The following is a 23,668-nucleotide window of genomic DNA, read 5'->3' as shown; positions in this document are numbered from 1 at the left end:
ACAAAGTATAGGGACTGGTTCTGAGGATGGAACAGCTCGGTTATGGAATTTGCAGGGGAAAAACATCCAGCAGTTCCGTGGTCATGAAGGTGGAATCACAAGTGTCTGTTTTAGTCCAGATGGACAAAGTATAGGGACTGGTTCTGAGGATGGAACAGCTCGGTTATGGAATTTGCAGGGGAAAAACATCCAACAGTTCCGTGGTCATGAAGGTGGAGTCACAAGTATCTGTTTTAGTCCAGACGGACAAAGTATAGGAACTGGTTCTGAGGATGGAACAGCTCGGTTATGGAATTTGCAGGGGGAAAACATCCAGCAATTTCATGGTCATGAGGACTGGGTTACAAGTGTGAGTTTTAGTCCCGATGGTCAAATCCTAGCTACCACCTCTGTGGACAAAACAGTTAGATTATGGAACTTGCAGGGAGAAACCATTCAACAATTTCATGGTCACGAGAACTGGGTCACCAGTGTGAGTTTCAGTCCCGATGGTAAAACCATCGCTACCACCTCTGTGGACAAAACAGCTAGATTATGGAACTTGCAGGGAGAAACCATTCAACAATTTCATGGTCACGAGAACTGGGTCACCAGTGTGAGTTTCAGTCCCGATGGTAAAACCATCGCTACCACCTCTGTGGACAAAACAGCTCGGTTGTGGGGGTTAAATAGACACAAAATTCAGGAGATTAGAGGTCATGAAGATTGGGTTACCAGTGTGAGTTTTAGCCCAGATGGTCAAAATATTGCAACTGGTTCCCGAGACAACACAGCTCGGTTGTGGAACTGGGAAGGTCGTCTGATTCAAGAATTTAAAGGTCATCAAAGTCGAGTCACAAGTGTTAATTTCAGCCCAGATGGACAAACCATAGGGACTGGTTCTGCTGATAAAACAGCTCGGTTGTGGAATTTGCAGGGTGATATCCTTGGAGAATTTCAGGGTCATGAGGACTGGGTTACAAGTCTGAGTTTCAGTCCCAATGGCCAAACCCTAGCTACTGGTTCCCGGGACAAAATAGCCAGGTTATGGAGCTTGCAGGGTGACCTCCTTAGAGAATTTCCAGGTCATGAGGACTGGGTTACAAGTGTCAGTTTCAGTCCTAATGGTCAAACCCTAGCTACTGGTAGTGCTGACAAAATAGCTAGGTTATGGAACTTGCAGGGTGACCTCCTTGGAAAATTTCCAGGTCATGAGGGTGGGGTTACAAGTGTCAGTTTTAGTCCCGATGGCCAAACTCTTGTTACCGGTTCGGTTGACAAAATAGCTCGTTTATGGAACTTAAACGGTTATCTGATTCGGGAATTCAAGGGTCATGATAGTGGGATAACAAATGTGAGTTTCAGTCCTGATGGACAAACTCTCGCTACCGCTTCTGTTGATAAGACAGTCCGGTTATGGGACTTAAAGGGTCAGCTAATTCAAGAGTTTAAGGGTTATGATGATACAGTTACAAGTGTGAGTTTTAGCCCAGATGGCCAAACTCTTGCTACTGGTTCTTTGGATAAAATAGCCCGCTTATGGCCTGTACGGTATTTAGATAGAGCGTTGAAAGATGGCAACACTTGGTTAATTGATACTAATTTTTGATGATCCCCCCACCTAATACCTTATCTCCCTCATACCAAACTGCTGCTTGTCCAGGTGTGATGCTGAATTGGGGTTCATCAAATACCAGTTGTACACAGTCGGTTTCCCCAGGGATAATTGTTGCCAGTACAGGTTGAGAACGGTAACGTATTTGCACTTCCCCACGAATAGTACCTCTGGGTTCTGCCATGGATACCCAGTTTACTCGCTCAACCGTACACTCTTTCTCTGTACCTTTCGTGCGATCGCCTACTACGACAAGATTATTAACTGTGTCTAACTTTATGACATATAGTGGTTCAGCTGCGGCAATTCCTAAGCCTTTGCGCTGTCCTATAGTGTAATGGTGAACACCATCATGCTTGCCTAAAATTTTGCCGTTACTGTCCACAATATCACCAGGTTTAGGAGCTAAATATTTGTCTAGAAATGCCCGCATGGAACCATTGCTCTCTACTAAGCATAAGTCCTGGCTCTCGGGTTTATCGGCGGTTTTTAAGCCATATTCGGCGGCAATTTTACGAGTATCATTTTTATTTAACTCTCCCAGGGGAAAGATAGTACCTGCTAGTAGTTCTTGGGATAAATCATATAAAAAGTAGGATTGATCTTTGTTGCGGTCAAAGGCACGTAGTAACTGATAACGTTCAGTCCCATGGTCGTAAGCAATTCGGGCATAATGACCAGTAGCAATAACATCAGATCCCAGTTTTTCTCTTGCATATTCTAACATGGGACCAAATTTCACAGTTCTGTTACATTGGGAACAGGGTAAGGGGGTGATTCCCGCGCTGTAACCGGAAACCAGATAATCCACAATGTTAGTTTGGAACACATCCCGCATATCAACAATTTCATGGGGAATACTTAGTTGTTGGCAAATAGTAGCTGCATCCACCATACCCTCGGAGCAGCACTGACCCTTCCCTTTCATTAACCAAAGGGTCAAACCAATGACATCATAGCCCTGATTGTGTAGAATGGCCGCTGCTACGGAACTGTCAACGCCACCAGAAAGACCAACAACAACTTTTTTCATCATTAATCTTTTTCATAGTTGAGATTTACAACATATAGACACTTTTCTAGGGTAGCACAGGTTTTGCGTTAGTGGTTGACGGTTGTTGACTGAAAGTTTATGGTGTGTTTGGTAGGTTGTGGTGTTCAATCAATCCAAGACTATCCTGATTAAAATGATAAATGATAGAAATTTAAAGCAAAACTTCATCTTTTGGTAAAGTATGTTGAAGTTAGGGCTACTTTACCTTTGGATTTTTAGATTCGGTTTGATTGATTAAAATTCTCCTACTCTACATGACAAATATGGCGAATTTAAATAGTACTACCTCTTTATCTATGCTCTTCTTGTTGGCATCTAGTAATTTAGTGATAATGTGCCAACAAGCTTTAGCCAAAACGCTTGATACACAGTTTATGGGTCAGGGTGAGGTGGTTATTCTCTCCCAACTAGATCCCCGTGGCTATGCTAGCAGAAACTCGGACAGGTATGTGGTCTATGTTGAAACTGATAGTCAATATGTTTTACAACAAGTCCGTCGAGTTGATAGTAATGCTTATATTCGCCCTTTTGGTGGACGTAGTGTTATTCAATCAGGTGTTTTTAGTGAATCCTATTATGCTGCTGAACGGGTAAGGGACTTAGAGTTAAATGGTGTAAGTGGTATTCGTGTTATGGTTGTCTCCCCTCCAGGACAAATATCATCTTCTGTCTCTACCACTACATCCAACTTGGGTTATGATGGTGGTGCTGCAACCTCTTCTGACAACTCTGCTAACATTGACCTGACAAAACAAGCTCACTACTATGTTGAGTCTTATTATGTGGTTGTTCCCACAAGTGCTGAGAATTTACGAACCATCTGGCAACAAATTCGACACAAAGTAAAAGGGAGAGTTCATGTTCTGATGAGAAGCGAACCTAGAGGATTTCACGTAGCTCTGGGTAAATTTAAAGATCGCTATCAAGCGGAGCAATGGAGTAACTACTTGAAAAGACTGGGTTATGGTAATGCTAGGGTATATTATGGGAGATAAAATTTGACTAATGAATAACCAGGATTTGAAGCATCTAAAGGAAATATTTGTTGTCACTGCTGCTCAGATGCGGGATGTAGAATCAAGAGTTTTCGCCGCAGGAATGCCCATTCCAGCTTTGATGGAAAAAGTAGGTAGGCTCATTTGCGATCGCCTTTTATTTATGAAATTAAAAGGTTCTAGGGTTGGTATTTTAGCTGGGCCTGGTCATAATGGTGGTGATGCTTTGGTGGTGGGAAGGGAATTACATTTTCGTGGTTATAATGTTTGGATTTATCAACCTTTTGGTCAACTCAAGGAGTTAACTAACCAACATTTTCACTATGCTCAAAGTTTAGGAATTCCTTGTTTTTCTCAACTAGCTGAATTGCCAGATTGTGATTTTTTAATTGATGGGTTATTTGGCTTTGGTTTAGAAAGAGAAATCACTGGCAACATTGCTGAGGCTATTAATCATCTTAATCTCTGGAACAAACCAATTTTTAGTATTGATTTACCTTCAGGAATACACACCGATACGGGAGCGGTTTTAGGAACTGCTATTTGTGCTTCCCACACTTTTTGTTTGGGTTTGTGGAAACAGGGTTTATTACAAGAACAGGCAATACAATATACGGGAAAAACAGAGTTAATTGATTTTGATATTCCTCTGGCTGATATTCAGGCAGTTTTGGGGGAAGTTCCCACCATCAAACGCATTACCCAAAGTCTAGTAATTAATACTTTACCCCTACCTCTTTCTCCCATCGTGCATAAATATAAATCTGGACATCTGTTACTAATTTGTGGCTCTAAACGCTATGCAGGGGGAGCAATTTTAACTGGTTTAGGTGCTAGAGCATCTGGGATTGGCATGTTATCTATTGCCGTGCCAGAAAGTCTTAAACCTCTATTAGTTTCCCACTTACCAGAAGCTCTCATTATTGGTTGTCCAGAAACAAATAATGGAGCAATTTCCCATTTACAATTGCCTGGAGAAACCACTTTAAATTCCTTTACTGTTATTGCGTGTGGACCTGGATTAACTACAGAAGCAACTCCTATTGTGGAGCAAGTAATAAAAAGTGAAGTTCCCATAATTCTGGATGCAGATGCTCTCAATATTCTAGCACAATTGGGCACAATTACCACTTTAAAAAACCGCCATCAACCTACTATTCTCACTCCCCATGGAGGAGAGTTTCATCGCCTATTTCCTGAGATTGATATCACAAATAGAGTCAAAGGAGTGCAAACAGCAGCATCACAAACTAGAGCCATAGTTCTATTAAAAGGAGCAAGAACTGCGATCGCTAAACATCAGGGAGTTACTTGGATAAACTCTGAAAGTACACCAGCTTTAGCTCGGGGTGGGAGTGGTGATGTATTAACTGGACTAATGGGGGGGATTTTAGGACAGGTGGTTAACAGACAAGTTAATATGGAGGATGTGGTAGCAACAGCAGCTTGGTGGCACTCTCAAGCTGGTATTTTGGCAGCAAAGGAGAGAACGGAGTTAGGAGTTGATGCTTTTACCTTGACCCAGTATTTAAACAGAGTTTTGGCTCAAATCCAAACTGATGAGATAAGTAAGTGGGTGGAATTAAATATAAGATGAACGTAGGTTGGGTTGAAGTATGAAACCCAACACCCCCATGGGTCTCGGATAAAACTATACAATTATGGCATCCAATTGCTTGTTACACCATTTTCCCTCAATTAATTCCGTTACCAGTGGTGTAATTACAAATTGAGGAGGAATACCAGCTTTAACATCCACACGCACACAAGAATAGGGTTTTCTCGTCTCTAAATCATAACCGGTACGTCCCACATACAACAAAGAATCGGCAACTTTTCGCGTGTGGGCACTATCATGCTCGCTAAAATCCTCTAACAACTCAGTTCCTTCCTCTCGCTGACGACGAGGACGACGACCACTACCACCACAGACAATATAGTTAATACCAGAATCTCCATATCCAGTGTCTGTAGTTTTTAAAAACTCCAAACAGTGGGCGTGACCATTAAACACCAGATCTACCAAGGGTCTTCCCCCAGTTATTTCTCTCCCCATATTTCCTAAAGCTACCCTTACCTGTTCCAATACCTCCCGTAATCGATGACGAACTGCTAAAGTTTGTCCCTGTTGCCATTTGGTTGCTTCTGTAACGTAGGGAGGATGATGAAAAAATAACACCCTTCCCCTAACATTTAAATCTTGCCAGGATGCAATTAATCTATCCCTTAACCATTCCAGTTGCTCAAAATCTGTATCCGCATTAGTGTGACTTTCTAATTGTTTCTCAATATCAAGTTTGACTTCATTTAATTGATCCAATTTACCCGCTAAATCTGCTAGAAGATCTGATTCTCGCGGATTTTTTGAGTCTAACTTCTCATATACCGCTAAAATTTCTAACTCCTCCCGCTCCAAAGAGCGACGACTTTCCCACAATTTTTGACGAATATCCTGGGCTCGACTTTTTGGTAAAGGTTCTGGAGTATTAAAAGTGTTAGAATCCAAGGCAAAAAAATCTATTCCCCCATAATTAAAACTATAGTATCTATTGGGTAACCTCGTAAATTCACCTGGTTGGTAATTTAAGCATCTACCTGTATTAACTTTCCCAGTATAATATTTATTTAGGTGAGCTACCAAATCAGAGGAACCAATAGCAGCTAGATAATCAATAAAAGCTCTAGCGTAAGTATCTCCTTGGTTGGAACCATGCCAACCAATTTCAATATCTTTATAACGTAACATTTGTCGTAGAGGTAGGGTTGAACCTGTAATCAAACGATATAATAAAGGTACATCATAATAATCATGATTGCCGAGAACTGGTAATATGGGCAACTTAAAGGTCATGTGATTATAAGCTATGTTTTCTGGATTCTCTCCACCAAGTAAAAATTCCCGGTAAGGTTGAATGAAATTGGCTGGATAATATTCACGAGAACCTACAACATAAACCACATCTCCGGTATGTAGAATAAAACGACAATCATCAAGATGATTTAACATCATTTCAGTTACTTGACGTTGCGGATGGGAGCCATAATTTGATTTCGTCCCACTGTCACCCATAACCATAAAGGAAAATTCTTGATTTTTTTCCCTACCTTGATCATCGAATTTCATCACGGTTTGGTCAATATTATGCTCCAAAATAGCTGGATGTCGCCATCTAACTCTTTGTTTCATTCTCTGAATTTTGGTGGGAACCGAGGGTTCAGAAATTAATTTCATCTGGATATCCTCAAAAATTTCTGTTTCATTTTGGTGACAAAACTATTGACTTCTGGTATTTTCATTGTCCCCACAATCATGGCAAATATAGCAATTCCCACAATAGCAGTAACGGACAATTCAAGAATCAAAACTACTAAATTTTGGCTGGGTATTAGCAGTTGACAAGTAACAAAGGTTTGATAGCTACTAACACCAGCAACCACACTGCCAAAAGTTAAACCCAAAATTGGCCAAGTCCATTCTCTCAGGGGTAAACCATTGAGTTTACGGTTTAACAACCACAATAACATTAACATAGAACTACAATTAACACCCACTGTGGCTAAAACCAAACCAGGAGCGCCAAAAGGTTTCACGAGGACAAAATCCAAAACTGCATTCAGAAAAATATTAAACGTACTGATTTTGAATGGAGTTTGTCCGTCACCTAAAGCGTAAAATACCCTCACTAAAACATCTCTCCCCAAGTAGACAAACATTCCTATGCCATAGGCTATTAATAGGGAAGCAACTAACTCGGTAGCTTCTTGATTAAATGCACCCCGTTGATAGACTACCTGAACAATGGGTGTAGATAAACCTATCATTAAACCACCTAAAGGTAGCATGGTCACAGCAGTTAATATAATCCCCTGACGAATGCGTAATTTTAGATCTGGCCAAGATTGCGGTTCAGCTAATTTGGCGAACATTGGTAATAGGGGAAGTAAAATAATATTAGAAATAATTCCTAGTGGTGTTTGAACTAGTAAATTAGCGTAATTGAAAGCTGCTGCTGCACCTTTGATGGGACTTGCAAAAAATAAATCAGTTGCTACATTAATTGGCATCATACCAGAAGAAATAGTAGCAGGAATCATTATTTTAATTACTTCTTGAACTGCAGGAGATTTAAAATCAAACCTCAGTTTTAATTTTCCTAAACCTAACCTCCACTGAAAAATTAATTGTACGGACCATTGTAAAATTGCTCCGATTAAGGTTCCCCAAGCTAATACCATCCCTCCCATAAATGCAAATTCTGGCTGAATTATTTGTTTGCCATATTCTAACGCTAAAATACCAATACCAATAACTACTGTAATACTGGATAACAGGGGACTAATTGATAATAGCCAATATTGGTTTGCTGCATTGAGGGTGCCAAAACCAAGACCAATTAAACCAGAAAATAAGGCCATTGGTGACATGATTTGTAGCTGACGAACAGCAATTTCTCTGGTTTTTACATCTAATCCATAACCAACCAGATCAATTAAGGGTTCCGCTAAAAAAATTTGAGCGACTGTTACTACTAATAATAATCCGCTAACTAGGGTTGTTACTGTTTCTACAATAGGAGGCGCTTCTTCTCGTTTACGTTTGGCTAAGACGCTGACAAGGGCACTATGTAGAGGACCGTTTACTCCACCAAGTAAAATCAATAAAAATCCAGGAATAATATAAGCGTAACTATAAGCAGTAGCAGCAGCACCAACACCAAAAGCAGCTGCTATAGCTTGTTGTCTAATTAACCCGAATATTTTACTAATTAAAGTTGCAGCAGCAACTATACCAGCAATACCAGCAAAGGAACGGGATGATTTCTGCTTCTGTGGTTGTTCAGTCACGAATAATACCTAAAGATTCACACTAGACCAAGATAATATCAAAAATATAGCTAAAGATATAGAAAGCTATAGGATTAAAATTTTTGACCAATCAGTTTTTTCAAAAATTGCAAAATCTTACCGGAAAAGGAACTAATAAAACGATAGGACTGACGAACCTGGTTGAGTAAGGAATAGGGTACTCGTAACTTAAAAGGATAAAAAATTGGTAAGTATATCAAATAATAAGCCTTTTTTAAATCCTCCCATTTGGAACATTTATCCTCATGGAGAAAATCAGAAATGTCTACCACTAAACCTCTCCCCTCAAACATCATGACATTTTTACCATGAACATCGTGGGGAAATAGACCTCGACTACGTGCATAATCCAACGCTCGATCAATATCTTTAATTACCCTAACAGGAATGCGTAATCCACGATTCAGACAATCATAGAGGGTTACACCAAATAATCTTTTTAGAACTAATAGACCATTGTAGGCATAAAAGCATTGCGAATAGGCTGGATGAGAGCCTATGCGATTGTAAACTTCTAATTCCTCATCAAATCCAGGACGACCAGGAGCGTAAATCTTGACCACCACATCGGGAAAATCAGGATGACAAACCACTGCTGCATAGTTACCCGTACCTATTAGCTCCCAGGGAGGTGGTAGATGGTGAACCACTGCTGGATTATGGGGGTGCACACTTTCCACCACTAACTGGGGTAATAGTTCTTGATGAATGATGGTAACTAATGGTTGAATACTTGCTTGATCTATAGAATGTGTACCCATACATACAAAATTGAGTAGTATTGCATTTATTAAATGTACCACTCAATTAGGATCCTCACTCCTAAAAAAATTATTTCTTTGCTGTTTGAGCAACCTGGTCTAAGATTCCTAATACTTCTCTCTCAAAGGTAACTTGGGCCCGGTTAGTTTTTCCACCCACGTATAAGACATCACCATGTTGTAAGGCCCAAATTTGAGAATGAGAAAAATAACTCATGACCACTCCTAGCATTAATAGGGCAAAACCTGTATACACAATAGGAATTCCTGGATCATATTTAATTTGTAAACCCGTGCTACCGACAACATCAAGAATTTTTAAATTCACCCCGTTAACAGGTATGGACATTCCTGCGCGCACGGTATTTACTAATTTTCCTTCGTTATCATAGATTAAGACCATACCTTGTAGATCTTTTGCTAACAGGGAAACTCCCGCACTTAAATCTGGTTTGGTTGGTATCCAGGTTCCCCATAATCTACCTTGGCCATTAGTATTTAGTAATGCCATGGGTAATTGAAAAATAGGACTGTTATTAATTTTGACTTTAACCGCAGCAATTCCCCAATCTGTTTGATAGAAGACTACACCATGATAGCGTAATGGTTTATTAACATAAATATTTTCATGGTTAACTTCTTCACCTTGGTAATTTAAAACTGATAGATCGGAGTAAAATTGGTCAATTCCCCCTTTGGGAGTATAATCAATCCAAAATCTGTTAACTTTAACAGACCAGTTTTTTAACACATCCTGAGAAGACCAAGCTCCCGCATCAATGATATTTTTCACCTGGAAGGTGTCACCGGAGGTAATCATTTCCTGGGCCATAAAGCCCGTCATTGCGCCCCATATTCCTCCTAGCAATATCATCACAATTCCAATATGTACAACAATAGGACCCATCTTACCAATTATCCCCTTACGAGCATAAAGTAGATGATTGCTTTCCTCTTGCTGGAAAATTTGATATTGGCTTTTCTTTAATAGGGCAGTGATGGAATTTAAGTTAACATTATTTAATTCAGCACTAAGAGCTAGTTTATTAAACTTTCTTGGCTCGTCATAATATTGCCACTTTTGAGCGGTTTTTAAAGCTGGTAGTTGTCGTGTGAAGGTACACGCTGTTAAACTCACACCAAATAGGACCAGTAAGGACAAAAACCACCAAGTGCGATAAACATGATCTAACCCTACCACCTGAATCACCTTCCAACTGAGAAAACCAAATAAAGCTGGATGTTCAGGATAATTGGCCTGATAAAAAGCAGGAGTTTGTCCCTGTTCGATTACGGTACCACTAACACTAAAAACAGCAATGACTAATAATAAAACAATTGCTAATTTCAAATCGGTAAGTACGGGTAAAATTTCCTTTCTTATAAAACGAATCGGAAGGGAAACTAAGTTAAATTCTGGAGATGAAGAATCGAGTGTCATTGCTGAAAGGTTTGAGGTTTACATTAATCAAGAGTGATAAGTAAGTTGGCGTTAAAAAACCAAACTATGTAAAGATAAATAGGATAAGTGGGTGAGTGGAATTAAACACAAGATGAACGTAGGTTGGGTTGAGGAACGAAACCCAACACCCCCATGGGCATCCTACAAATAATTGTGCCTCCCTACTTACTAATAAATACCAATAGGTAATCGAGAAAGCAAGGAAAAAACTCCAAAACCTACTAATAATACACCACTAACCGGGTTTATCCAACCCGACCACCGACGGAATTCCAGCAGTTTTTTAATGGTCGCAGTAAAGGTACCTGCTAAAATTAATGGTGTTACATATCCAGCTGTATATGCTAGTAGCAAAAATGCCCCTAATAAGAAATCTTGACTGTTGGCAACCCAACCTAATAAACTGGCTAGTACAGGGGTGCTACAGGGTGAAGCAACTAACCCGAAGGTTAATCCAATACAATAGGAGCGAACCCCAGATGGCATGTCATTTGATATCCAATTGGTTTCACCCCAGGATGGAAATTGTAAGGGTAGAGCTTCTAATAGGTTTAAACCCATAATAATCGCCAAAATACTCACAATGATTGGTAGTCCCATTCCTACCTGACCATAAATCTTTCCTACTAAACCAGCTAGGATCCCTAAACCCGCTAATGTGGTTGCTAGTCCTAATGCAAACCAGGTAGATTGTGCAGCGGCTTGTAATCGGCTTTTAGCTTCATATCCTCCAATATAACCAATGGTAATTGGCAGCATAGATAACATACAAGGAGTCAAACTCGTTAACAAGCCAGCAAGAAAGATGATGGCAATACTAATGATTGTTAGATGACTTAGTTGTTGGGTAACTAGGATGTTAGCGAATTGTTCCAGATGATAAATTTGGGTTTGCAGGTTCTCCAGCATGGTTTATCTTTTTATCAAGTTATGAAGTCTTTCCCTATATCTTAGCTTAATTCTTGCCAAAAGGGGGAGAAGAGGAAGATAAGAGAGAATTGATTATTGGGGGAGGTTTGGTTTATAATGTGGTCACGCTTCTGATATTTTTTGGGCTTCTCTGGGTAAATTACCAAAAAATACAGACAGGAAGAAAAATCATGACTAAATCATTTGCTGCAATTGATGGTAATGAAGCAGTAGCACGGGTGGCATATAAGTTAAATGAGGTGATTGCTATTTATCCAATTACTCCATCATCAAATATGGGTGAATGGACTGATGGCTGGATGGCAGAAAATAAACCCAATTTATGGGGGACAGTTCCCCAGGTGACTCAAATGCAAAGTGAAGGTGGTGCAGCTGCTGCTGTACATGGTGCCTTACAAACAGGGTCTTTAAGTACAACTTTTACTGCTTCCCAGGGTTTATTATTAATGATTCCCAATTTGTTTAAAATTGCAGGGGAATTAACTAGTTTTGTTCTTCATGTTTCTGCTCGTTCTTTGGCTACCCATGCTCTATCCATTTTTGGAGATCATAGTGATGTCATGGCAGCTAGAACTACTGGTTTTGCCTTACTGTGTTCAACTTCTGTACAAGAAAGCCATGATTTTGCTCTGATTGCTCAGGTGGCAACTTTACAAGCTAGAGTTCCCTTTTTACATTTCTTTGATGGGTTTAGAACTTCCCATGAGGTGCAAAAAATTGAGTTGTTATCTGATGAAGTTTTACGAGAATTCCTACCTATAGATTTAGTATTATCCCATCGTCAAAGGTGTTTAACTCCCGACCAACCAGTGTTAAGAGGTACAGCACAAAATCCAGATGTTTATTTTCAGTCCCGTGAAGGTGCTAATCCCTATTATCAAACCTGTCCAGAAATTGTGGAGAGGATTATGAATAGGTTTGCCCAAAAGACGGGGAGACATTACAAACTATATGAATATCACGGTCATCCTCAAGCCCAACAAGTAATTGTTCTCATGGGTTCTGGTTGCGAAACGGTTCATGAAACTGTTGATTATCTCAATCAACAAGGAGAAAAATTAGGTGTTGTCAAAGTCCGACTTTTTCAACCTTTTGATGTGGGAAGATTTATTGAAGCTCTACCCAATAGTGTAAAATCCATTGCTGTTTTGGATAGAACCAAAGAACCAGGAACTGTAGGAGAGCCTTTATATTTACAGGTAGTTACTGCTATTCATGAAGGGTGGAAAAAATCCTCATTCCCTAAAATTGTTGGCGGAAGATATGGCTTATCTTCTAAAGAATTTACTCCAGCAATGGTCAAGGCAGTTTTTGAAAACCTGACTCAGCCCAAACCCAAAAATCATTTTACCATCGGGATTAAGGATGATGTGACTTTCACTTCCCTCAGTTTTGATCCTAGTTTTTCTACTGAACCAGATACTGTGGTGCGGGCCATGTTTTATGGTTTGGGTTCCGATGGCACAGTTGGTGCTAATAAAAACTCTATCAAAATTATTGCCGAGGGGACAGAAAATAATGCTCAGGCTTATTTTGTGTATGACTCTAAAAAATCTGGTTCTATGACCGTTTCTCATTTACGTTTTGGCATGGACAAAATTCGCTCTACCTATCTCATTAATCAAGCCAATTTTATTGGTTGTCATCATTGGGGGTTTCTGGAGAATATTGATATCCTAAAAAATGCTGCTCCTGGTGGAGTGTTTTTACTCAATAGTCCCTATCAACCAGAGGAGGTTTGGCAATATTTACCTAGGAAAGTGCAACGGCAAATTCTTGACAAACACCTGAAAGTTTATGCTATTAATGCCAATCTAGTGGCTAAAAACAGTGGTATGGGAAGAAGGATTAATACTATTATGCAGGTGTGCTTCTTTCAATTGGCGGGGATATTACCAGAAGTGGAAGCTATTGCCAAAATTAAACATTCCATTGAAAAAACCTACGCCAAAAAAGGTAATGATGTGGTGAAGATGAATTTGCAAGCGGTTGATAACACCCTAGCAAATCTTCATCAGGTGTTAGTTCCTACAGTAGGAATTGTTGATGATAACCCGGTGAATTACCAATCATCCATGGGTAAACCTGAATTTATCCAGGGGGTTCTGAACAAAATCATGGTGTGGGAAGGGAATGATCTACCTGTGAGTGCTTTACCTGCTGACGGAACTTTCCCCACCGGTACCGCAAAGTGGGAAAAACGTAATATCGCGGAGGAAATTCCCGTTTGGGATGAAAATGTTTGTGTCCAGTGCGGGAAGTGTGTCATGGTTTGTCCCCATGCTACCATTCGTGCCAAAACTTATGCACCACACCAATTGCTAAATGCACCAGCAACTTTCAAGTCCACGGATGCTAAAGATAAAAGTTTTGCTGGGCAAAAATTTACTATTCAAATTGCACCTGAAGACTGTACAGGTTGTAGTTTATGTGTGAATATTTGTCCTGCTAAAAATAAAGCAGAACCCACAAAAAAGGCTTTGAATATGCACCCTCAAATACCTTTGAGAGCGCTGGAAAAAGAAAATTGGGAATTCTTTTTGAATTTACCCAATCCTGACCGCAGAAAGTTGAAATTAAATCAAATTCGTCAACAACAATTGCAAGAACCATTATTTGAATTCTCCGGAGCTTGTGCAGGATGCGGAGAAACTCCATATTTGAAATTACTCACCCAATTATTTGGAGACCGCGCCCTCATTGCTAATGCTACCGGTTGCTCTTCTATTTATGGCGGTAATCTCCCAACTACTCCATGGACTAAAAACCAAGAAGGTCGAGGTCCTGCATGGTCTAATAGTTTATTTGAAGATAATGCGGAGTTTGGTTTTGGCTATCGCCTATCTATAGATAAACAGACAGAATTTGCAGTGGAACTATTGCAAAATTTACGTGGTCACATAGGCGATCGCCTGGTTAATGACATAGTGCGAAACAGTCAAAAAACAGAGGTAGATATTTGGGAGCAAAGGGAAAATGTGTCCCATCTCAAACAGAGATTGAGTGAAATTCTAGCACAAACCCAGGAAGAAAACCTGGGAGTAAAAATCCAGAATTTGCAATCTTTAGCTGATTTTTTGGTCAAAAAGAGTGTGTGGATAGTAGGAGGCGATGGATGGGCTTATGATATTGATTTTCATGGCATTGACCATATTTTAGCCAGTGGTAAAAATGTGAATATTTTAGTCATGGATACGGAAGTTTATTCCAACACGGGGGGTCAATCTTCCAAAGCTACTCCCACTGCTGCGGTGGCAAAATTTGCTGCTAGTGGTAAACCAGCAGGAAAGAAAGATTTGGGTTTAATGGCCATGACATATAATAATGTTTATGTTGCTAGTGTTGCTTTAGGTGCTAGGGATGAGCAAACATTAAAAGCCTTTTTAGAAGCAGAAGCTTTTGATGGTCCATCCCTAATAATTGCCTATAGTCATTGTATTGCTCACGGGATAGATATGACCAATGGTTTACAACAGCAAAAAGCCTTAGTTGAGTCTGGTAGATGGTTGTTATATCGCTATAATCCCACATTACAAAAGGAGGGAAAAAACCCCCTACAATTAGATATGAAAGCTCCCAGCGAACTGGTAGAGAAATCCATGTATCAGGAGAATCGGTTTAAGATCTTAATGAAGAGTAAACCGGAAATTGCCCAACAATTGTTGATACAAGCTCAACAGGAAGTTAATACCAGATGGGGTGTATACCAATATTTGGCTAATAAATAAATGATAAGGGGGGGAAACCCCCCGCCCCATATCTTATTTTTTAGGAGAAATGAGCATCATCATATTTCTCCCTTCTTTTTTAGGAGCTTGTTGAACCTCACCAAAGGGTTCTAGGTCTGTAGCCATACGATTTAGTAAGGTCTCCGCTAAATCACTGTGCTGAATTTCTCGACCCCGGAACATTACAGTGGCTTTAACCTTGTCCCCATCTTTAAGAAAGCGTTCCGCCTGCTTCACACGCACATTATAGTCGTGCTCCTCTATTTTGTAGCGCATTTTTACTTCCTTAACATCAGCCGTGTGCTGCTTTTTCCGGGCTTCCCGCGCCTTTTTTTCTTGCTCAAACTTATATTTCCCGTAGTCCATGATTCGACAAACCGGTGGGTCTGCTTTATCACTGAGCAAGACCAGGTCTAGCTCTTTTTCTTCTGCTAGTCGCAGAGCTTCTAATGGTGCCATGATACCCAATTGGGCACCTTCACTGTCAATGACTCGAATTTTTGGGAAACGAATACGTTCGTTAATTTGGGGGAGATCGCGAGTTCTTTTTTTCTCAATCACAGGCATTATGATTTTTAAGAGATCCTTTGTTAGAGATTTGGATTGGTCTTGGCTTACTTGGTTGCGTTTACTATGGAAATTTTTGAACCACGAAGGAAAAAGTTTAACTTGTTTCCTGACCGTTTTCACATTCTAGTTTAGCACAAAACCTGTCGTCAAACGACTAGTTGCGAAACCAACAACAATTCTCATTTTAAAACATTTGTACTAAAAATCCTTGGATTTTTCCCCTTGGTGTGCCCTAACTATCACATACGTGTAAGAGCTGATACTTTAGCTATCTTATTCACTTCTAGTCCCTCTAGATCTTTAATATGTAGCCAACCTTCCCTGACCAATTGGGCAAAAACAAATATCAACACAGAGTATCTATAGTCGTATTTGCCATCAATCTGATGCCTTCTTGCACTGAGGAAATCGTGTAATTGCCATATCTCATCTAGTTTTGTAATCGTGCCGGCTTGTTCACGAACTGTTTCTATTAAGGCATTAATCTCTCGCTCATAAGCTAGATCAAAGGCTTTTCGAGCTAACTCCTTCTCTGTTGTAGACCACTCAATGTCATTCACTTGAACCATCCCCATATTAACTGTTAGTTCTCAAAATTAGTTGTCAAAATTAAAAATCACTTCCCAGGAGAAAGTGCTAAAGACCATATAACTCGTCTGTTGCAAGTGAGCGTACAAAGATTGTGTAAGCAGGAATACTAACCCCCACTTACACAAGCTAAAAAACTGCCCTATCGCATCAAGTTGAGCAGTTCCTTAGGAGAAGCTAATAAGTCAATTGCAACAAAGAAGATCTTACCCTGAGGATTAAGCAAGAATCGCCAAGCGATATTCATTCCCACGGACGAGCCAAACCAGGGAGTTTGTACTTTACCGGTCACCTTTATTTGGGTGTAACCATCTTCTACAGGTTCAGAAACTCCTCTTTCTGGAACCAGTGTCAGATTTTGACATTCCTCATTGAAAAATCTCAGAATGGCATCTCTGCCAACTATAGGTTTTTGAAAAGGGGGTTGGAGGGCACCGTCAGGAGCAAACAGATCGATTAAGGCACTGAAGTCATTAGCATTCAAATTATTTACGTAGCTTAGCACTGTTGAGTTAGTTAGCCCTTCAATGGTAACTTGAGTCCGCTTTGACATTTCCGTAGGAACAACAACAGGTTCAGATACTCTGGTATAATCACCCAACTTGTTTGGGTCAAATCCCATATCCACTACAGTACTGCGTAAGGTTGTAATTTGCTGTCCCTGGTCCATTTCCCTCAGTGCTTGTAACACTGCTGCTGCATTAGCAGAAAGTTGGTATCCCGCTGGGATCGGAGCAACAATACCCTGTTCCATCCACTCACCCAGTTGATTCCAAAATCCTAGCTTGATATTAGGAGACCATGCTGCGTAGGTGCGGCAAATTGGGGTATCGGCATTATTCGCCAAGTCACACATAGCCTGTGTTTGTTCAGGAAAAGACATTTGACGAATTTGATTCAACGTAGGTTCTGCGAACTGCATGCTAGCAGCTCCTGGTGCGGCAATTGTAACGGTCTTGCCCATTTCAAGATAGGCAAACCAAATCCATGCTAGCTGATCTTCTGCACTGAGCTGCTTAAATCGGGCGATTGTAGCTGGTACTGCATCAGCAGACAGAGTTTGTGGAAAAATCCCACGAGCTGAGTCAATTGTAATTGCCATAGTGTAAACCCATATCTTGAATTACATCACACAAGATTAAGGATCCCACAAAACTGAACCCAATTATCCTTTTAGACAAATAAAACTTAACTTTTTTCTGCCAATATGGCAACGCCACCTAGATGTCTTTTAATAACCAAAAACCAGTGAAAGTTATTCCTGAGTGGTCAGGTTGCACTAATAAAAAATGCACTCCCCCACTTACTTTTTTACGTTGTTGATAAACTTTACCAGCTGCTGTGACATCAATGTCTGTAAAAGTGGCTACTATCCAGGGATTCGTTGAACTAGACTGTAAAATCAATCCATCAGGGGCACCAGGAATATAGTTTAAACTAACTGGATTATTTTCATTTAACCATCTTGCTAAACGTAAAGACTGTTTACCACCATAAATTATCACTCCAGGTATGGAAACAGTCACAGCCAAGCCAAGCTTAGCTGGTACAAAGGAGTCTGGTATTTTCTTAAATGGAATTGAACGACTACCAAACTCTTCGAGGATATCACCAGCACTAACACTTGCAAAACACCACTGCTCCCCCCAAAGGCTCTCTGGTAATGGCATTGGTGGTAGCTGATTCATACCGAGACTCCCTACAACTTATGAACTATCGAACTATATTAAATGGCTCAGGTCGGATTCGAACCAACGACCCCAGGCTTATGAGTCCCGTGCTCTAACCTACTGAGCTACTGAGCCTAACTTTTTATTTGTCTAAACTATTCTAGCACACCATTTCCTCCATGACAACTCCCCAACAGAAATTTTTTGGTCCTGATTATCCCGCAGGTCTTGGTCAGGATAATCAGGACGTGCTGGGTGTTGGCAGATTTTAACCATAAGCTTATCTTGGATAACCAATAAGCAAAGTGGTTAAACATCAACCAAATAATTACAGACGTGCCTGAGAAGGTAAAAAGGCGATGGGATTAACCGCACCTTTTCCTGTGGGATGGATCTCAAAATGGGTGTGAGGACCAGTGCTAAAACCAGTGCTACCCATGGCGGCAATGGTTTCCCCCTGTTGCACTTCCTGACCTACCCGCACTAAAATGCGGCTGTTATGGCCATAACGGGTCATACTGCCATCCTCATGGCGTATTTCCACCAACAGTCCATAACCTCCATTATTCCAACCCGCTCTTTCTACACGACCTGGAGCAGAGGCGTAAATTGGAGTTCCTACACCATTGGCAATATCAATACCTCTGTGCATTCTACCCCAGCGCCAACCATAACCGGAAGTTAGAACGCCTTTAGCAGGCCAAATGTGACCCGTAAGAGCAGGACTATTATTTTCTTCCTCTGTATTTCTGGGTAAATATATATCCACTGCAGCCAAAGGAGGTAAAGCTGGAGATACGGTTGTACCCCGCAATTTACCCAGAGAATCCCGGGCGTTCATCCTCCTGGGAGGCACATTTAATCTAATACCCGAAGGATTCCTTCTGGTATTTCCAGGAACAAACTGAGGGTTGACAGGCTCATCATTGGGAGCGATCGCATCTACACCCAATTGAGAATTAACGGAAACATTACCATTTTCCCCGAGCCTGGGTACGGTAATTGTTACTGCTTTGATTTGAACACCTGGTGAAACTTTGACGGGATCAATATTTCCTCCTCCCAATGGGGATGGAGTATTCTCAACCTTGCCAGAGTTAGCCAGGGTAATGGCAGATCTTTGATCGCGATACTTTTGGCGTAGTCTTTCAATTTCTGCTTGTAAGCTACGAATGCGATCGTTGTTTGGCGTAACCTTTTCTAACTGAGTTGGAACGGTTTTTGGGGTTATTGCCACACTAGTGGTAAACCCATCTGTAGAGCCACCTATTCCCCGTGTATTGGGGGTAATTGATCCAGCTTCGGGCACTTGGGGGAGATTTTTGCCAGCCACAGGTACGCTTATGGCAGATCCACTGCTTGGTGATGGGATCTGAGGTACTGCAATGGCAACTCCCTCATTGCTCGCTGATGTTGGCAAAGGTAACTCAGCCGCATTAGGCAGATTAACTTCCCGGTCAGGGGGAACTAAAGGAGAAATAGCAACTTGGGCAATTCTTTTGGGTGGAATAACAACCGGACTGGTTGGAGTAGGTAGCTCTTGTATACCCGTCCCAGACTTAACTTGAGGAATGATCAGTTTCTGATTGACCCGCAAATCATGAGGATCACTCAGACCATTAGCCTGAATTAGCTCAGTCACAGAAGTTCCATAGCTACCAGCAATTTCCTCCAAGGTATCACCTGGCTTCACCTGGTAGTTAGAAATTTCCTTTGGAGCCACAACTTGGGGAGTTGTCAGTGCTGTCAAGGATTTTTGTTCTGAGAAGTTGTTATTGTTGATACTACTTGATTCTTGTGCCTTTTGAGGCAAGGAATTCAAATTGGTTTTTAAACGTTCCGATTTTTCTTTTAGCTGGTTGAGTGCAAACTCTTGTTGTTCCCTTAGCTGGTCATCAGCAGTATTGTCAACCTCGGTAGGCGCTTCAATACTTTCTGGCACGCTTGCTAAAGTGGGAGTTTGGACATCCAACTTTTCTGCCGTGATTTTTTCCACATCGGTTTCAGTCGTAGCTGAACCTACGAAGGCTGCTTTTTCACTGCCAACTGGGGCTGCTGCTTGCGCTTGGTCGCTTTTTTGGGTGACAAAAAGGCTGGTGGCACCCATAGAAATTGCTAAACCAATCATGGCTGCTCGTGGTATTGCCCGGCAATTACCCTTTTGATTTGTTTCATTCAAGGCAAATTGGAAACTGTCAGAATTATTTTTAACCACAGCGTTTACCCTCTTGTTTAATGCTCGATTCAAAGATGACCTCCTATGATCAAACTTCGCTTAACTGATTTTGATCTTTCTTTTAAATGTCCGATGTTAATTCACGATTGGAACTACATCAAACCATAAGTCAAGATCACATTCAAGTCACACTTACCAGAGATATTGACCCAAGATTAACCTGTTTCTCTGATTTAGACAAGTTCATAGTTGTTAGTAAATCTTAATTTTTTCTTGGTCTGCTCTGTTAATACACCTCACAAAATTCAAGATTGTTGCAATCAGGCGGTTTATGTAGTTACTGGGACTACCAAGAAACCATCCCCTTTACATCCTTAATACCCGGTTTTTTGTTCCCATCCGTTCTACCAATATCAAACTTTATGTCCTTGTTCCCTAAAAAACAACCGTACAAGTTTTTACTAGTTTCCCCACCTGATAAACCGTGTCTTAGATCACAATTTCCTAAAAGACTTGATGGTACTTACTTTCCACAATTTTACTCTCGAGAAAAAACCCTCTCAACAGGCTAAAATCTAGAAATCAACAAGTGCAGGGAAACTAAGTTTGCTATATAAATTTCTTATATGTTGTTACTGCTACATATTACTACCTTCACCCTGAATATTACTGTGTAGTGGAAAGTCGTCTTTTGGTCATGCCTTCATTTTACTATTATTTTAAATATCCCAACTGTCGTCGTGACTCAAATAAAGCTACAGCTACGCTCACTGATAGGTTTAAGCTACGAACACCAGGTTGATCCATAGGAATGTAGAGGGTAGAGTCACAAATATCGAGAATATTTTCCGGTATACCCGTTGTTTCACTGCCAAACAATAACCAGTCATCAGGGCGAAATTCGTACTGAATATAGTTAATATTGCCCCTGACGCTGAACCCTAGCAGTCTACCCCCTCTTTGCTGATGGACTTTGAGGAATGTGTGATATGATTCATGGTAGTTAAGTTTTACATGGGGCCAATAATCTAACCCTGCTCTTTTGAGGTAGCGGTCAGTGATTTCAAATCCTAAAGGGCCAACTAAATGCAGTTCGGTGGCCGTAGCAGCACAGGTACGGGCAATATTGCCTGTATTGGGGGGAATTTGTGGGTTAATTAAAACTACCTGAGGCATAAAATCAAAGACAGGTTTTTAACTGGTCAGAAACAGGTTTGGATCCGAATAGTTCGGATAACCTATAGGTTTTTCTTATATCTGGCAACTTTTAAGCAATTGGGGAGGAACACAATAACTTGCTTTCTAGTTCTTTTTCCCGTTCGTGAGTACTAACTACCGCTTGTTTGATAACTTGCTGAATGTCTATTCCTACTTTGTGTAATTGTAGCCACTGCTGGGCTTCATTACCTTCCCGTAGTATTTTCTTTAAGGGGGAGAGAAAACAACTAAATCCTTTTTGTTTGGCTATTTTCCACACTTGTTCATACAACTGACTAATCCATTCTCTGGCTATAATAATACTACCATCTTGCCAGTGCTGTAACTTAGCGTCTAAACTGAATTTGGCTGCTGCCATTTCGTTTTTATTTGTTAGGGTAATTAAATCATCCAATGAAAATTCGCTCTGTTTGAGTGGATCTATGTTATCATTCTCTATTATTTGTAACAGTCTTGCCTCTAGTAAAGCAGTAATTGCTAACAAAGAAATGGGATCTGTCACTAAGTCACAAATTCGCAATTCTAATCGGTTCAAATTATAGGGACGGCGATCGCCATTAGGTCTAACGGATGTCCATAAATGGCGCACATTCCTCATAGTACCTGCTTCTAACTGAGACTCTACCCAGTTGATATGATGTGTATGACTAGTAAACAGAGGTACATAATTGGGGGTTTGAGGGAATAGTCCCCATCGTGTGGAATGATAGCCAGTAGCTTGACCATTTAAAAAGGGTGATGAAGCACTCAGTGCTAAAAATAGAGGAGCCTCTAAACGAATAACTCGACAAGCTCGCATCAAAACTTCCGGATCTGGTATACCAACATTAATATGCACACTAGCAGTTACTACCTTTGTGCCATAGGTTTGCTCAATGTAATCATGATATGGGTTAGTAATATCAGAGCGATAAAATCGGTCGCCACCTCCCAGGGATAAGGTACTTCCCGGAATTAGCGTATATTTATTTAATTTATCCAAGTTAGACAAATTATCTAAATACTTTCTTAAGCGTTGTCGAGGAAGCAGGAGGTTGCACAACTGATATTCATAGCTAGTGGATGGGGGAGTGATATATTCCACATTACGACTATCTGGTTCTCGCATAAAACCTTGTAGTTCTGAAACAATACGATCGGAGAGACCGACAATATCACCCTCAGAAGTACCGGTATATATTTCAATTTCAAAGCCTTTTGTTAAGACCACGTTATTTTGCTCCTTGGCTCTTTTAGATAAATTGTATCAAACTTAACGATTTTTGTCATCTAAGAGAAAATTAATCGTTTCTTGAGGTAAATCACATAATTCTGACAGAGAAATTCTACCTTCATCTAAAAAATAGCCAACCCTAGTGGATGCTGCTGGCAAAATTCGCTTACCACTGCGAATCTGTATCTGAAACTTATGCTCTGTGACGTCAAACACCACAAACAGTGATACTAACTTCCAAATCATTTGAGTTGGTGGTAAGATTTTAAAACCCGTGACTATTTTCCCCGTCTCTGGTAGATGAAATGACAAATGAGAACTTTGGATAATTTCTTGTATATCTGTTAAGGTTAATACAGAAGTGTCCAAACTACCATCTTCCAAGTTGAGCAACAAGGACAAGTCTGGTAAATGCCTGGGCACGTCATGATTAAAAGCTTCCGTCGTCAGAGTAAATTTCCGCTCCAGAATATCTGTATTAGCGTAAATGTGTACATTGTAAGCTGGTTGAGGAACAGTTCCTTTTTCATAGAATAATCTACCTTCTTGAGTAACCGTGATTGGGGTTTGAAATGCCAAAGTTTGTAGAGATTGAAGAACAGAAATTGTACTGTGGACGAATACAGGGTCTAGAGCCAAAATTGCTGCCAACTCATCTGGTGTTGGTGCGGGTTTAAATTCTATTGCTGCACGAATAATAAACTCCTCCAAAACATTAAATGGGCGAGATTCCTTAATGGTTAGCTCTAGGGAATTTTGATACAAACTATAGCGAAATTGACGAGCAGCAAAAACGGACAAATTGGGATTTTTAATTTCAATTTCGCCGACCATGGTTTTCAG

At 40.5% G+C, this 23,668-nt stretch carries 17 protein-coding genes, 1 tRNA gene and 1 pseudogene; 4 read left to right on the top strand and 15 right to left on the bottom strand.

All coding sequences use genetic code 11. The features are described from left to right. Positions 1-1,588 (top strand): annotated as a pseudogene (locus tag ASL19_RS18395) (hypothetical protein); the annotation flags it as partial. Here the strand turns inward: ASL19_RS18395 and mnmA are convergent. Next, the gene (mnmA, locus tag ASL19_RS01655; protein WP_057177032.1) at positions 1,578-2,627 is read right to left on the bottom strand and encodes a tRNA 2-thiouridine(34) synthase MnmA; all 1,050 of its coding nucleotides are present in this window, start codon (positions 2,625-2,627) and stop codon (positions 1,578-1,580) included. The pseudogene ASL19_RS18395 and the gene mnmA overlap by 11 nt on opposite strands. Before the next feature lie 284 nt (positions 2,628-2,911). Here mnmA and ASL19_RS01650 point away from each other — a divergent pair, with 284 nt between their 5' ends. Both ASL19_RS01650 and ASL19_RS01645 read left to right on the top strand, forming a co-directional pair. Next, positions 2,912-3,643, top strand: coding sequence for a hypothetical protein (locus tag ASL19_RS01650; RefSeq protein WP_147290752.1), 732 nt, complete (start codon positions 2,912-2,914; stop codon positions 3,641-3,643). A gap of 10 nt (positions 3,644-3,653) precedes the next feature. Further along, entirely contained in the window at positions 3,654-5,240 is a 1,587-nt protein-coding gene (locus ASL19_RS01645; protein ID WP_057177023.1) for a bifunctional ADP-dependent NAD(P)H-hydrate dehydratase/NAD(P)H-hydrate epimerase, read from the top strand. Positions 5,241-5,294: 54 nt separating this feature from the next. On the opposite strand, the gene ASL19_RS01640 is transcribed toward ASL19_RS01645, so the two are convergent. The 5 genes from ASL19_RS01640 to ASL19_RS01620 form a co-directional block, all read right to left on the bottom strand. Continuing rightward, positions 5,295-6,875, bottom strand: a complete 1,581-nt coding sequence (locus tag ASL19_RS01640) for a metallophosphoesterase (RefSeq protein WP_057177022.1) — start codon at positions 6,873-6,875, stop codon at positions 5,295-5,297. After that, on the bottom strand, positions 6,872-8,488 hold the full coding sequence (gene murJ / locus ASL19_RS01635; protein ID WP_057177021.1) for a murein biosynthesis integral membrane protein MurJ: 1,617 nt from the start codon (positions 8,486-8,488) through the stop codon (positions 6,872-6,874). The genes ASL19_RS01640 and murJ overlap by 4 nt, the downstream gene beginning before the upstream one ends. A gap of 74 nt (positions 8,489-8,562) precedes the next feature. Further along, positions 8,563-9,270 carry a hypothetical protein gene (locus tag ASL19_RS01630; RefSeq protein WP_057177020.1) on the bottom strand — a complete coding sequence of 236 codons (708 nt, stop codon included), beginning with the start codon at positions 9,268-9,270 and terminating at the stop codon, positions 8,563-8,565. Between the two features lie 70 nt (positions 9,271-9,340). After that, the gene (locus tag ASL19_RS01625; protein ID WP_057177019.1) at positions 9,341-10,711 is read right to left on the bottom strand and encodes a cytochrome c biogenesis protein; all 1,371 of its coding nucleotides are present in this window, start codon (positions 10,709-10,711) and stop codon (positions 9,341-9,343) included. A gap of 189 nt (positions 10,712-10,900) precedes the next feature. Then, positions 10,901-11,641 (bottom strand): cytochrome c biogenesis protein CcdA, encoded by a 741-nt coding sequence (locus tag ASL19_RS01620; protein WP_057177018.1) that lies wholly within the window; start codon positions 11,639-11,641, stop codon positions 10,901-10,903. A 191-nt stretch (positions 11,642-11,832) separates the two neighbouring features. On the opposite strand from ASL19_RS01620, the gene nifJ reads away from it, so the two are divergent. After that, positions 11,833-15,390 carry a pyruvate:ferredoxin (flavodoxin) oxidoreductase gene (gene nifJ / locus ASL19_RS01615; protein ID WP_057177031.1) on the top strand — a complete coding sequence of 1,186 codons (3,558 nt, stop codon included), beginning with the start codon at positions 11,833-11,835 and terminating at the stop codon, positions 15,388-15,390. Positions 15,391-15,423: 33 nt separating this feature from the next. Here nifJ and infC read toward each other — a convergent pair whose 3' ends face one another. The 9 genes from infC to ASL19_RS01570 all read right to left on the bottom strand — a co-directional run bounded on the left by infC (position 15,424) and on the right by ASL19_RS01570 (position 23,659). Beyond that, entirely contained in the window at positions 15,424-15,957 is a 534-nt protein-coding gene (gene infC, locus ASL19_RS01610; protein ID WP_006278519.1) for a translation initiation factor IF-3, read from the bottom strand. Positions 15,958-16,199: 242 nt separating this feature from the next. Continuing rightward, the gene (locus ASL19_RS01605; RefSeq protein ID WP_006278520.1) at positions 16,200-16,535 is read right to left on the bottom strand and encodes a hypothetical protein; all 336 of its coding nucleotides are present in this window, start codon (positions 16,533-16,535) and stop codon (positions 16,200-16,202) included. A 155-nt stretch (positions 16,536-16,690) separates the two neighbouring features. Continuing rightward, the gene (locus tag ASL19_RS01600) at positions 16,691-17,650 is read right to left on the bottom strand and encodes an orange carotenoid-binding protein (protein ID WP_057177017.1); all 960 of its coding nucleotides are present in this window, start codon (positions 17,648-17,650) and stop codon (positions 16,691-16,693) included. Positions 17,651-17,768: 118 nt separating this feature from the next. Next, positions 17,769-18,236, bottom strand: coding sequence for a Tab2 family RNA-binding protein (locus ASL19_RS01595; RefSeq protein ID WP_057177016.1), 468 nt, complete (start codon positions 18,234-18,236; stop codon positions 17,769-17,771). A 43-nt stretch (positions 18,237-18,279) separates the two neighbouring features. Continuing rightward, positions 18,280-18,353: transfer RNA gene (locus ASL19_RS01590), tRNA-Met, on the bottom strand. Between the two features lie 193 nt (positions 18,354-18,546). Continuing rightward, complete coding sequence (locus ASL19_RS01585; protein ID WP_072149058.1) at positions 18,547-20,466, bottom strand: peptidoglycan DD-metalloendopeptidase family protein; 1,920 nt, start codon at positions 20,464-20,466, stop codon at positions 18,547-18,549. A gap of 642 nt (positions 20,467-21,108) precedes the next feature. After that, positions 21,109-21,570: a tRNA (cytidine(34)-2'-O)-methyltransferase gene (locus tag ASL19_RS01580; RefSeq protein WP_057177015.1), complete on the bottom strand. Its 462-nt coding sequence runs from the start codon at positions 21,568-21,570 to the stop codon at positions 21,109-21,111. Between the two features lie 91 nt (positions 21,571-21,661). After that, positions 21,662-22,822: a glutamate--cysteine ligase gene (gshA, locus tag ASL19_RS01575; protein ID WP_057177014.1), complete on the bottom strand. Its 1,161-nt coding sequence runs from the start codon at positions 22,820-22,822 to the stop codon at positions 21,662-21,664. Positions 22,823-22,864: 42 nt separating this feature from the next. Continuing rightward, a complete protein-coding gene (locus tag ASL19_RS01570) occupies positions 22,865-23,659 on the bottom strand; it encodes a hypothetical protein (protein WP_235528896.1) in 795 nt (264 codons plus the stop codon). Positions 23,660-23,668 lie beyond the last annotated feature (9 nt).

The sequence above is a fragment of the Cylindrospermopsis sp. CR12 genome (genome assembly GCF_001432185.1).
Lineage (GTDB): Bacteria > Cyanobacteriota > Cyanobacteriia > Cyanobacteriales > Nostocaceae > Raphidiopsis > Raphidiopsis raciborskii.
The sequence above is the reverse complement of the archived record's forward strand: the minus strand, read 5'-3'. Positions and strand labels throughout refer to the sequence as shown.